The sequence below is a fragment of the Rhodobacteraceae bacterium M385 genome (assembly GCA_025141835.1).
Classification (GTDB): domain Bacteria; phylum Pseudomonadota; class Alphaproteobacteria; order Rhodobacterales; family Rhodobacteraceae; genus Gymnodinialimonas.
Genome location: CP081102.1, coordinates 1,555,220 through 1,567,327 on the forward strand (window position 1 = coordinate 1,555,220; position 12,108 = coordinate 1,567,327).

A 12,108-nucleotide genomic window follows, 5' to 3' on the forward strand; every position below is an offset into this window, starting at 1 on the left:
CTCGCCCAAGGCACCGATTGCCAAAGATACGCTATATCATGTGAGGATTGGTATTAATGCGTCAAGATGTGTGGTCGCGACGCGGCGGACGTGGCCCAAAGGCCACGCCAAATATTAATAAACTTTGGGAGCCCCTAGGTCAGGCCACGGGCGGTGCGCCAGCTTTCGGGATCGTCGAGGAATCGCTCGACCTCGGACAGGGTGGCGTCGTCGAAATCTCCGCCGCGCCGCGCTTCGGCAATCACATCGGCCCAAGTGGTCAGCGAATGCAGCGTCAGGCCATGGGCGGCCAGATTTGCCTCGGTATCGGGGAGGTTGCCATAAGAGAAGACCACGGCGGTATGGGCGCAAGTGGCCCCGGCGGCACGGATGGCATCCACGAACTTCAGCTTCGAGCCGCCGTCGGTGGTAAGATCTTCTACCAGAAGGACGCGGGCGCCCTCGGGCATTTCACCTTCAATCTGGGCGGCGCGACCGTAGCCTTTGGGCTTTTTGCGCACGTAGGACATGGGCAGGGCCATACGCTCGGCCACAAAGGCGGCGAAGGGGATGCCCGCGGTCTCGCCACCGGCGATATTGTCGAAGGCTTCGAGCCCTGCATCACGCATGACTTTGCAGGTGAGAAAATCCATCGCCGTGGAGCGGATACGGGGGTGAGAGATCAGTTTGCGGCAGTCGATATAGGTCGGTGCCTGTTTGCCGGAGGCATGGGTGAAGAGGTCTTTGGTGTTGAAATGCACGGCGCGGATATCGAGCAGCATACGCGCGGTCATGGCGGCCATGGTGGCGTCGGAAGGATAGGAGGAGGGGATCATGGGAATCTCTAGCAACAGGGGGTGGGGCGAGGGATGAATTGAGTTGTATTTGCCAAGATGAAGGAAGGAGCGGCGCTTAGGTCACGTGCCAATGGAGCGGCGTGGCGGGATCGAAGAGGGTGAGGGGGCCATCTTCGGTGTCAAACTTGGCGGGATAGGTGCAGGGGGTGGCGCGCTTCTCGAGGGTGAGTGTCGTCTCGTTCGGGGGCAGGCCGTAGCGGGCGGGGCCGTTGAGAGAGGCGAAGGCTTCGAGATTGTCGAGGGCGCCTTCTTCCTCGAAGACATGGGCGAGGCAGGACATCGTGTTGGTGGCAGAAAAGACGCCGGCGCAGCCACAGGCGGTTTCTTTTGCGCCATCCAGATGAGGGGCGGAATCGGTGCCAAGGAAAAAGCGCGGGTTGCCGGACGTGGCTGCGGCCCGAAGCGCTTGTTGATGAGAGGCGCGTTTGACGATGGGCAAGCAATAGTAGTGGGGGCGGATGCCGCCCACGAGCATATGGTTGCGGTTAATCATCAGGTGGTGGGTCGTGATCGTGCCGGCGATGTCACCATCGGCTTCAGAGACATAGTCGATGCCTTGGGCGGTGGTGATATGTTCAAGGGTAATCTTGAGGCCGGGGATGTCGGCGCGAAGCGGGATGAGGACATTGTTCAAAAACGCCTCTTCGCGGTCGAAGATATCGACCTCGGGGGTTGTGACCTCACCATGGATACACAGGGGCAGGCCAATTTTGGCCATACGCTCCAGCACCGGATAGACGTTTTTGAGGGTGCTGACGCCAGATTGGGAATTGGTGGTGGCGCCAGCGGGGTAGAGTTTGACCGCGTGGATCAGGCCATCGGCAAATGCGGCCTCGACATCATCGGGGTCGGTTTGCTCTGTCAGGTAGAGGGTCATCAGGGGGGTGAAATCCGCGCCCGGGGGGAGGGCCTGCAGGATGCGATCGCGGTAGGCTATGGCATCGCTGGCTGTGACCACGGGAGGCACAAGGTTCGGCATGATGATGGCGCGCGCAAAATCACGGGCGGTTTCGGGAAGGACAGCACGCATCATGGCGCCGTCGCGCAGATGAAGGTGCCAGTCGTCGGGGCGGCGGATTGTGAGTGTCTGTGTCATCGCCATACCCGCTACACGAAGGGGCAAGCGGGTGCAAAGGGGCAAGGCGGCGCATGGGGAGGGACAAGAAGATGATGGAGAGGCTGTTGCCAAGAACCATGGACGGAATCGCCGAGATGTTCCACGGTGGCGGCAGAACCACTGACATGGGGTGACATGAGCGTCAAAAGATACGGATGTTTGGGCGCGGTACTGGCGTTTGTGATGGGGCCGTTAAGCGACCCTGTGATGGCGCAGGAGTGGGATTGCGACGCCATTGATAGCTTGCCGCAGCAAGGCATCAATCATTGTCTGGGAGAGCAGCACGGCTTTTGGGACAGCTTGCTCAACAACGCTTACCAACAAGTTATCGCAGAGCGCCATGGCGAGGAAGAAGAACGTCTGCGCGTGGCCCAAAGGGCGTGGATCATCTACCGCGATGCCACTTGTGAAATGGAGGCGGCCGCCCTGGGCGGAGGCTCGGGCGAGGCGATGTTGAGGCTGGGCTGTCTGGCCCGCCTGACCGAGCGCCGTGCCCGCGATCTGGAGACATACTTGAGACGATAAAGACCTGAGATTGCAGGGAAACCAACCAAAGGAGACTAGGTTATGTGTGATATTTGCGTAATGAACTCGGTCAAGGAGCGGATGCTGTCGCGGCGCTCATTCTTTAAGGGGGGCGCGGCGGTAGCCGCAGGGGCAGCGGCCGCCACGATGGGGCAGACGACGCCTGCCATGGCGGACGGACACAGCGCGTTTTTCGACATGACCCATACGCTGCACGAGGATTTTCCCACATACTTTGGTGACAGCCAGTTTTCGCGCGAGCAATTGTTCAACTTTGCTGACAATGGGTTCAACCTGTTCAATCTGACTGTCAACGAACATACGGGCACCCATATTGATGCCCCTTTGCACTTTAGCGCCGATGGGACGTCGGTGGATGAAATCCCGGTGGGCGATCTGGTGGCCCCGCTGTGTGTGATTGATATTGCCGCCCGGGCCGAAGGGGATGCGGACACAAGCGTGACCCCTGACGATATTGCCGCGTGGGTTGCCGCCAACGGAGAGATCCCCGATGGGGCTTGCGTTGCGATGAACTCAGGCTGGGCCGGCAAGATGGGCAGCGATGCCTTCCGAGGGTTCGACGGCAGCGCGCAGCATTATCCGGGCTTTCACGTGGAGGCGGTACAGATGCTTCTGGAAACAGGGGCACGGTCTATTGCGGTTGATACGCTGTCGCTGGATCACGGGATTTCTTCTGATTTTGCGACCCATTACGCTTGGCTCCCCGAGGGGCGTTTCGGGATTGAGTGCCTTGCGGGGTTGGATCAGGTGCCAGCATCGGGGGCCACGATCATCATTGGTGCGCCCAAACATGCGGGCGGCACCGGCGGGCCAGCACGCATCTTCGCGATGGTTTGAGGGGGCGCTGAGATGGGAACAGTCGCGCTTTTGAGCGACGAGGAGGTCAGCGCCGAGGCGCTGGCCGTCTTCAACGATATACGAGCCGTTCGCGGCACGGATTTCATCAACAATTTCTGGCGGGCGCTGGCCCATGATCCGGCGCTTTTGAAGGCGACCTGGGAGCGGTTGAAGGATGTCATGGCGCCGGGCGCCTTGGACCCTTTGGTGAAGGAGATGCTTTATGTGGCGGTGAGCACGGCCAATGGATGTTCGTATTGTGTGCATTCCCATACGGACAGCGCGAAGGCAAAGGGGATGTCGGACCAGATGTATGCAGAGATGCTGGCAGTCATTGGCATGGCGATGCAGACCAACGGCTTGGTGACCGGGTTGCAGGTGCCGGTGGACGCTGAATTTCAGGCGTAGGCGTCTGGAGAGAGGGAGGGAGTGAGGGGCCAGCCCCTCACACTCCCCGGGATATTTAAAGAACGAGGAATTAGGGGCGCTTAGGGGCGGCTGTTGCGCGTGACTGTTGCGGCGCGGGCGGGGCGGCCGGAGCTGGCGGCGTTTGCGCTGAGGCGGGCAAGATAGCCGGGGTCACGGCGCAGGGACGGGCGCAGGATTTCGCGCGCCTTTTGCGGCGTGAGCGTGCCCATATGCAGGTGCTGGGACAGTGGCACGATGACCTCGCCTTTAGCGAAAGTCCGATCGAGGGCGGCCCCGGTATGGGGAAGGGCTATGCGGGCCGTGTTAGGGGCCGTGAAAAGCGCGGCTTGGGCGGCCTCTGGTACATTGGTTGGATCAAACAGGATCGTGGTGGATTCCGCGTGGCGCAGGGCTTCGGGGCCCAGTGGCGGAGGGGTGTCGGGATCTATGCGGCGGTCGGCGGTGAAGCGGGTTTCAAACGGCGCATCTTGGGCAGAGATTGCGGCGGCTGGACGGCTGAGAAGAACCTTTGCGCCGGGCACAAAGCGGGCGGCACGGGCGGCGGCGTGGCCGCAATCGGGACCGCTGGCGAGGATTAGCACCTCCTTATAGCTGGAGAAAAAGCTTTCCTGGGCCAAGTTTTGAAGCATCTCTTCGACCGACGTATCGCGGAACCAGGTGCGGCCAACGGACAGGATCGACAGCAGTGAAAATTCCAGCGCGCGAAGGCAGTCGAACCCCAAGGGAAGCCCGGCATCGCCTTGGTGCCACGTCCGATCTGCCCGGTCAAAGCTGAGCACGAGCGTCTCACCTTCATCTACGAACAGCGCCATGTGACGGGTCGAAATTCGGGTGAAGAAACCGTGGGCCTCGCCGATGCGGGCCATGTGATTCAACCAGGTTTGGCGAGGGGAAAGGGGGGCTTGAGTGTCGGGCATTGGGGTACAAACTCTGGCAACGGGTTAAGGGGTCTTGCGTAGCGCTTTTGCCACGAAGATCGGTATCGGGAAAGACTGTGGCAAGGATGCGATGGGAGGCGGGCAATTCGGTGCGTTTTGGTGAACTTTTGGTTAACCGACCGTGAGCGGCGTTAACCCTTGCGATAGCGAAGACGGGGTAGGGATGGCTTGACCCGAGGCCGCCACAGGGCATTGTGTTGCAAAAGCAGGGAGAGCGGCAAAAGTGTTTCAGTCAATTGAGGATGTGCAAGGCGCTTTGGCGGCGGAAGGCTATGTTTGCGGGCGGGCGCTGGCGACGGTGGTGTTTCTGGCGTTGACGCTGAAGCGGCCCCTTTTCCTTGAGGGGGAGGCCGGCACCGGCAAGACCGAGATCGCCAAGGCGATATCGGCGGCCATGGGGCGGCGGCTGATCCGGCTGCAATGCTATGAGGGATTGGACGCGGCCAGCGCCGTCTATGAATGGAATTTCGCGGCGCAGATGATCGCCATTCGCTCCTCCGAGGCGGGCGGGGGGGCGGACAAATCCGCGTTAACGCAGGAATTATTCGGCCCTGACTACCTGATCGAGCGGCCGCTGTTGCAGGCCATGCGTGGTGATGCCGATGGGGCCCCAGTCCTGTTGATCGACGAGATTGACCGCACCGACGCCCCGTTTGAGGCGTTCTTGCTAGAGGCTCTGTCGGATTTTCAGGTCACGATCCCGGAACTCGGCGTGGTCAAGGCGCCGGAGCCACCGATTGTGATTCTGACCTCGAACCGCACGCGCGAAGTGCATGACGCGCTGAAACGGCGCTGTTTGTATCATTGGGTGGATTACCCCGATCTGGACCGAGAGATGGATATCCTGCGCGCTCGCGTGCCGGAGGCAGACGCGACCCTGAGCCGAGAGATCGTGGCCTTTGTACAGCGCCTGAGAACCGAAGATCTGTTCAAGCGCCCCGGCGTGGCGGAGACTTTGGATTGGGCGAAGTGTTTGCTGGCGCTCGATGTGATTGAACTCAGCCCCGAGGTGATCGCCGATACGTTGGGAGCGATCCTGAAGTATCAAGACGACATCGCGAAGGTGCAGGGCTCGGAAGCGCAGCGCATCCTTGACGATCTGCGCGGCGATGCTTTGGGGTGAATGGGGTGCTTGGGTCTGAGGCGCGGCGCGCCTTATGAGCAGGGCAGATGGCCCTGTATTCAACGGCTCGGCGCGTCGCTGAATAGGCACGAAACCTGCGGAGTTTTGCCCAAATAGTGCGCCCGCGCTTCTGCCCCTAAAGAGGGAGGGAAAGCGTTTTTCGCCGACCTTCAGGAGGATGCCATGGCTGAGCGAGATGACCGAAACGCTTGGGCGCGTATCGCACAACGGGTGCGGGATGCGGGCGGTCGGGTCGAGAATTTGCGTCTTGGTCAAGGCAGCCGGGGGCGGGGTCTGTTCGTGGAAGATCGCGCCGCCCCGGCCGCCATCGCGCTGCCCGCGCCGCTGTTGATCCCTGTCGAGGCGGTTGAGTTGTGCGACGCGACACTCAGGATAAAAGCAGACGCTGAGGTAACACCTGAAGCGAGGGCATTGTTTGATGATTATTATGCGAGCCTAGGTTTCTCGCAACCGCTGTCGCGCGATGCCCGCCGCGCGATTTCCGGGCTGCACCAACTGCCGGGGCCGCTGCAAGACATGACTTTGAAGGGCAACCGCAAGGGATTGGAACGCTTCCCGCCCTTTGATGACAGCGCTCTGCTGGCATGGTTCTTCGACACCCGGGCCATCGAGATCGAAGGGCAGCGCAAGTTAATGCCGCTGGTAGAACTGACGAACCATGAGGCCTCTGCCGCTGGGTTTAACACCCAAAATGGAGGGGTCGAAATTGCGGGACGTTTCCGCGATGAAGTCTTGGTGCGGTACCACCTGAGTGACCCTTGGGGGATCTATCTTCGATGGGGGTTTGTGGCCCCGTCAGACAGGCTCTATTCCTTGGGCGTCGAGGTCCGGGAACCGGGGCGCTGGCAGATCAAGGTGGTGCCGGAAATGCGGCAAGTCACAGGCTCGCAGGATACGCAGATACGGGCCGAAGGGCGGGTGCTGACGATCGATCGGCTTTTGCTAAAGGCACCGACTGGGGTGGAGGCCGCGCGCAAGCTATTTCGGACACAGGTTGCGGGCTACGGCGTTGCGGACCCTGATGAATTGTTTTCATTGATCGTAAAGATCAATAAGGATTGGTTTAACCGTATTTTATCGCTGTCCAAGGGGGGCACGGGGAACGCCGGGCTCAAGACGGTTCGGGCGGCGGCAAGAGGGGACGCTGACAGGACTGACCTTGGGCGTCGGGTACGAACGGATGCTTGACGCCAATTGGGGCATTCGGGCCGAGGTTAATCACAGGATCTATGAAGATGATTATACCATCTACCTGCTGCCACCTAACCCAGAGCAAACGCGAGCGGATTTCCAGAACAAATCTGTTCAGATCGGGGTCACTTACCACTTCTAAGCCCTTGGAGGGGCGCGGGGACGAATGGAATATGCGCCGCTAGAGCTTCCTGAAACGCCACAACTGACCCGCAATATTACGCATTTCGCCCGCGCTTTGCGCGTGGCGGGGTTGCCTGCGGGGCCGGGGCGGGTGGCTGACGCAATCGCTGCCGTGGCGGCGGTTGGTTTCAGTGAGAAGGCAGAATTTTACTATACCTTGCGGGCCTGTTTCACCGCGCGCCCCGAACATCGGGTGATCTTCGATCAGGTGTTTCGCCTGTATTGGCGGGACCCGCGGTATTTGGACCACATGATGTCGATGCTTCTGCCTGCTGTGCGCGGCGCGGCAGAGGAGCGGCAAGCAAAACCCGCCGAGAAACGCGCCGCTGAGGCCTTGTTGCAAGGGGTAGAGCGTGACACGCCGGACCTTGCGGGCGGCGATGAGGCCTCGGAAATCGAGGTGGACGCGACCCTGACGATGTCGCGGGAAGAGAGGCTGAAGACCCTCGACTTTGAGCAGATGTCCGTGGCCGAGATGGCGCAGGCGAAACGGATCATTGCACAGATGACCCTTGCGGTGCCGCCGCTTTTGTCGCGGCGCACATTGGCCTCGTCCAGGGGCGCACAACCCGATTGGCGGCGCACGATGCGCGGCGCGATGCGTCACGGCGGCGATGTGATGGACTTTGCCCGAAAAGATCGGCGGCAACGCTGGCCGTCGCTTGTGGCGCTTTGTGATATCTCGGGGTCGATGGCGTCCTACAGCCGGGCGGTGCTGCATTTCCTCCATGCGGTGGCCAATCAGAAGGGGGCGGGGTGGGCGGATGTCCATGCGTTCACCTTTGGCACAAGGCTGACGAACATCACCCGCCACATGGGCGCAAGGGATGTGGATGCGGCCTTGGCGGCAGCGGGCGCAGAGGCGCAGGATTGGGAAGGCGGCACGCGCATTGGGGCGTGTCTGGAAGACTTCAATCGCGATTGGTCGCGCCGGGTCTTGGGGCAGGGGGCGGTAGTGTTGTTGATTACCGACGGGTTGGACCGGGACGAGCCGGAGCGTTTGGGAGCGGCGATGGAGCGGTTGTCGCTGTCGTCCCGCCGGGTGATTTGGGTGAACCCGCTGCTAAGGTGGGACGGGTTCGCGCCGAAAGCGGCAGGGATCAGGGCCATGTTGCCCCATGTGAGCAGTTTCCGCGCGGGGCATAATATTGCGGCGTTGCAGGGGCTGGCGGAGGCGGTGGCGCGGCCCGATGATCCGGGAGAGAAGGCGCGACTGATGGCGTCGCTGTAGCGAAGATCTCAGCAACAAAGCGCCGAGGAAAGATTTGGCGATGGAACCTCCGGTTCTGGCCGGCGTTAACCTCCCAAGTTCAATTCCTTGGAGGATTCCATGCGCCGTTCACTTGCAACTACCACCGCCCTTGTCGCCAGCCTGTCGCTGGTGCTTCCGTTCCCCGTCATCGCTCAGGACGATGACGCCGCTACGGTCGAATGCCCCGCTGATACCGTCGCAGAAGTTTGCGCGGCTCTTCAGGCAGAGGGGGCAATCGACGGGGACGTCGTGCAGGAACCCGTCATCGATGAAGTCGTTGAAACCCCTGTAGAAGAGGTCGCTCCGGCAGCAGAGGTCAACGCCGAGGTGGAGACCCCGGCTGAAGTCGCACCGGAGGTAGAAACACCCGCTGAAGTCGCACCGGTCGAAGACGTGCCCGCCATCGGCGCGGCAGATGCTGATGAAGCCGCTGATGCGCCCGCAGAGGGGGGCATCGAAGAGGCGGCGCCGGTTGAAGCTGACGTCGAAGCTGAGGTCGAAACCGAGACAGAAGCAGAGATTGTCGTTGAAGAGGGAGCGGACGACGCTGCCGCCGAGGTGGTCGACGATGCTGACGCCGCTGCGCCTATCGAGGTCGAAGCGGCAGCAGAAGCAGAACCCGAGGTAGAAGCAGAAACCGAAGCAGACGCAACCCCCGCCGCAGACGGCGGTACTGCGCCCGCTGAGGTGGTTGAAGCCCCTGAGGCGAACCCAGAGACCCCGGAAGCGGCCTCTGTCGCTGCAACGCAGGCCGCCAGTGGTGAAGCTGCTGAAACCATGGCCGGAAGCGACGAGGACGCGGGCACGCCCGTGGAAGAAGTAACTGAGGTTGTGACGGAAGAAACGAGCCGCCGTTCTGACGAGGAATTCGAGACGACCGCCGAAGCACAGGCCACCGGCAACGTCAGCGCGTCCTCCGGCGGGTTGACCAACCTTGAGGCAGCCCTTCTGGGCGCTGCCGGTGGGTTCGTTGTAGGTGCGCTTCTCAACGGCGACCGCGAAATTGTCAGCAGTGCGCCAGACCGTGTGGTGGTCCGTGACCCCAGCGGCAACCTGCAGGTGCTGCGCGACGATGGCGCCACCCTGCGCCAGCCCGGGTCCGAAGTAACGACACAGCGGTTTGAAGATGGCTCTTCCCGCACCGTGGTGCTGCAGCCCGATGGAAGCCGTATCGTCACGATCCAATCGTCAGATTTGCGGGTTCTGCGCCGGTCGATCATCGGCACCGATGGACGTGAAATCGTGCTCTTCGACGATACCCAAAGCTTCGCGGCTGTGGATGTCAGCACTTTGCCTGAACCCGAACGCACGGCGCTGACTGGGGCGCAGCAAACCGATATGGCCGCCTTGCGGGCCGCGTTGCAGCGGGCCAATAGTGTAGAGCGCAGTTTCTCCCTGGCACAGGTGCGCGAGATCGAGCGGGTGCGCTACCTTGCGCCCGCAATCGAGATCGACAACATCACCTTCGCCACCGGCTCTGCCGCTGTTCAGCAAAGTCAGGTGCAGTCCTTGCTGGATCTTGGTACGCTGATGGCTGAATTGATCGAGGAAAACCCGCAAGAGGTGTTCCTGATTGAAGGCCACACCGATGCGGTGGGCTCTGCGGTTTCCAACCTCACCCTCTCGGATCGCCGCGCGGAAAGTGTCGCACTGGCGCTGTCGGAGTTCTTCGGCGTGCCGGCCGCCAACATGGTCTTGCAAGGCTATGGAGAGACTGATTTGCGCGTGCCGACGCTGGAGGACGAGCGCGCAAACCGCCGCGTGGTTGTGCGACGGGTGACACCTCTGTTGCAGACGGCACAGGCCAACTGATCCGTCGCGCGGCAATTGACACGACCTTAGCACCCCGGCGCCTCCCGCCGGGGTGTTTTGGTAATTGGGCGCCCCCGTAATCAGCCTTGCGCACGGGGCCGGCGGCGATAGGCTGCGGGGAAGGGGGCTTATATCATGGATGATCTGGAGCAGATGCCTGAGCGGGCGCTGGAGTGGCACCGGGAAGGCCGCGGCGCGGTTTTGGCGACGGTGGTGGAGACATGGGGCTCGGCGCCGAGGTCCGTGGGGGCGCAGCTAGTGGTGTCGGGCGCGGGAGAAATGGAGGGGTCCGTTTCGGGCGGCTGCGTTGAGGGCGCGGTGGTTGTGGAGGCCATGGAGATGGTCGGCGCGGGTGCGGGGCGGATGTTGGAGTTTGGCGTCTCCGATGATGAGGCTTTTGCGGCGGGTCTGGCCTGCGGCGGGCGGATCAAGGTTTGGGTGGAACCGGTCGCCGCCATGGGGGGCTTGCTAGAGGATCTGGTGGCGGCGCGGGCTTCAAGGGAAGCGGTGGCCTATTGCGTAAACGTGGAGACGGGTGCGCGGGAGTTGGTGAGGGAAGGGTTCGAGGCAAGGTTCCGGGCCGATCAATCGGGGATGGAGGGGGATGTGTTCGTGCACATCCACAACCCACCGTTGCGAATGATCGTTGTGGGGGCTGTGCATATCGCGCAGGCGCTCGTGCCGATGGCGCGGTTGGCGGGCTATGATCCGGTGATTGTGGACCCTCGGCCCGCGTTTGGGGCGCAGGCGCGGTTTCCTGGAGAGGTGATTGCCGAGGATTGGCCCGACGAGGCGCTGGATCGTCTTGGGCTGGATGCGAGGACTTGTGTGGTGACGTTGACCCATGATCCGAAGCTGGATGATCCGGCGATTGAGCGGGCCTTGCGGTCGGGGGTGTTTTACCTTGGGTGTTTGGGATCAAAGCGGACCCACGCCATGAGGGTCGATAGGTTGCAGGCCAAAGGGTTCAGCGCGGCGGAGATCGGGCGTATTCATGGGCCGGTCGGCTTGGCGATCGGCGGACGGGGGCCGGGGGAAATCGCGGTTTCCATCATGGCGCAGGTCACGCAGGTGTTGCGACAGGGGTGAGGCGGGCGTTGGCCCCTCGGATTTAGGGGGATGTTTGCACAGGCAACTGGAAAGCTTGAAGAAAATGCTGCACGTGCAGCATGATCCCGGGTGAGATCGAGGCGTATTTTTACAAAACTTGGGGTTTGTAATTCCCGGATTTCGTGCTTGGATGGCATAAATCACCAAGGGAGGAATGCATGACCCAGGTAACGATGACGGTGAACGGCAAGTCCGTCTCCGGGGACGTTGAAGGGCGGACGCTGCTGAGCGAGTTCTTACGGGAAGGCCAGCGGTTAACGGGAACCCATGTGGGCTGCGACACCAGCCAATGCGGTGCCTGTGTGGTCCATGTGAATGGCGAAGCGGTCAAAAGCTGCACCACTTTGGCGTTGGATATCGAAGGCGCCGAGGTCAACACCATCGAGAGCATGGCCAATGCCGATGGATCGCTTGGCGTGATCCAGCAGGCTTTCCAAGATCATCACGGGCTCCAATGCGGCTTCTGCACGCCGGGCATGGTGATGTCGGCGGCGGCGTTGTTGAAGGACAACCCCAAACCCTCTGAGGCAGAGGTGCGCGAGTACCTTGAAGGCAATATCTGCCGATGCACCGGATACCACAACATCGTTAAAGCGATCATGGCCGCGTCTGGTCAGGACGTGGCTGCGGTAGCGGCAGAGTAAGGCGCTGATCGCGGTCTGGGAGGGCTGCGATGAAAGCATTGTAAGACAGAGGACAGGGCGGGAGGCCCT

Annotated in this window: 13 protein-coding genes; 10 read left to right on the plus strand and 3 right to left on the minus strand. The window is 61.6% G+C overall.

What is annotated here, in order from left to right; translation table 11 throughout:
• Positions 1-134 precede the first annotated feature (134 nt).
• Entirely contained in the window at positions 135-815 is a 681-nt protein-coding gene (locus tag K3728_07605; protein UWQ97075.1) for an orotate phosphoribosyltransferase, read from the minus strand.
• 76 nt (positions 816-891) lie between these two features.
• Complete coding sequence (gene pyrC, locus K3728_07610; protein UWQ97076.1) at positions 892-1,932, minus strand: dihydroorotase; 1,041 nt, start codon at positions 1,930-1,932, stop codon at positions 892-894.
• Between the two features lie 156 nt (positions 1,933-2,088).
• Between pyrC and K3728_07615 the strand changes: the two genes are divergently transcribed.
• Genes K3728_07615 through K3728_07625 form a run of 3 tightly spaced genes read left to right on the plus strand, consistent with a single transcriptional unit; the run spans position 2,089 to position 3,744 of the window.
• Positions 2,089-2,478: a lysozyme inhibitor LprI family protein gene (locus tag K3728_07615; GenBank protein UWQ97077.1), complete on the plus strand. Its 390-nt coding sequence runs from the start codon at positions 2,089-2,091 to the stop codon at positions 2,476-2,478.
• 42 nt (positions 2,479-2,520) lie between these two features.
• Complete coding sequence (locus tag K3728_07620; protein UWQ97078.1) at positions 2,521-3,336, plus strand: cyclase family protein; 816 nt, start codon at positions 2,521-2,523, stop codon at positions 3,334-3,336.
• A 12-nt stretch (positions 3,337-3,348) separates the two neighbouring features.
• Positions 3,349-3,744 (plus strand): carboxymuconolactone decarboxylase family protein, encoded by a 396-nt coding sequence (locus K3728_07625; GenBank protein UWQ97079.1) that lies wholly within the window; start codon positions 3,349-3,351, stop codon positions 3,742-3,744.
• 80 nt (positions 3,745-3,824) lie between these two features.
• Here K3728_07625 and K3728_07630 read toward each other — a convergent pair whose 3' ends face one another.
• Positions 3,825-4,631, minus strand: coding sequence for a hypothetical protein (locus tag K3728_07630; GenBank protein ID UWQ97080.1), 807 nt, complete (start codon positions 4,629-4,631; stop codon positions 3,825-3,827).
• A gap of 295 nt (positions 4,632-4,926) precedes the next feature.
• On the opposite strand from K3728_07630, the gene K3728_07635 reads away from it, so the two are divergent.
• The 7 genes from K3728_07635 (at position 4,927) to K3728_07665 (ending at position 12,039) form a co-directional block, all read left to right on the plus strand.
• Positions 4,927-5,826: a MoxR family ATPase gene (locus K3728_07635; GenBank protein ID UWQ97081.1), complete on the plus strand. Its 900-nt coding sequence runs from the start codon at positions 4,927-4,929 to the stop codon at positions 5,824-5,826.
• 183 nt (positions 5,827-6,009) lie between these two features.
• Positions 6,010-7,035 carry a hypothetical protein gene (locus K3728_07640; GenBank protein UWQ97082.1) on the plus strand — a complete coding sequence of 342 codons (1,026 nt, stop codon included), beginning with the start codon at positions 6,010-6,012 and terminating at the stop codon, positions 7,033-7,035.
• Entirely contained in the window at positions 7,007-7,180 is a 174-nt protein-coding gene (locus K3728_07645) for a porin family protein (protein UWQ97083.1), read from the plus strand. Before K3728_07640 ends, K3728_07645 begins: the two co-directional genes overlap by 29 nt.
• 24 nt (positions 7,181-7,204) lie before the next feature.
• Positions 7,205-8,452: a VWA domain-containing protein gene (locus tag K3728_07650; protein ID UWQ97084.1), complete on the plus strand. Its 1,248-nt coding sequence runs from the start codon at positions 7,205-7,207 to the stop codon at positions 8,450-8,452.
• A gap of 99 nt (positions 8,453-8,551) precedes the next feature.
• Entirely contained in the window at positions 8,552-10,285 is a 1,734-nt protein-coding gene (locus K3728_07655; GenBank protein ID UWQ97085.1) for an OmpA family protein, read from the plus strand.
• A gap of 135 nt (positions 10,286-10,420) precedes the next feature.
• Positions 10,421-11,374, plus strand: coding sequence for an XdhC family protein (locus tag K3728_07660; protein UWQ97086.1), 954 nt, complete (start codon positions 10,421-10,423; stop codon positions 11,372-11,374).
• Positions 11,375-11,553: 179 nt separating this feature from the next.
• Positions 11,554-12,039 (plus strand): (2Fe-2S)-binding protein, encoded by a 486-nt coding sequence (locus K3728_07665; protein UWQ97087.1) that lies wholly within the window; start codon positions 11,554-11,556, stop codon positions 12,037-12,039.
• Positions 12,040-12,108: the final 69 nt, after the last annotated feature.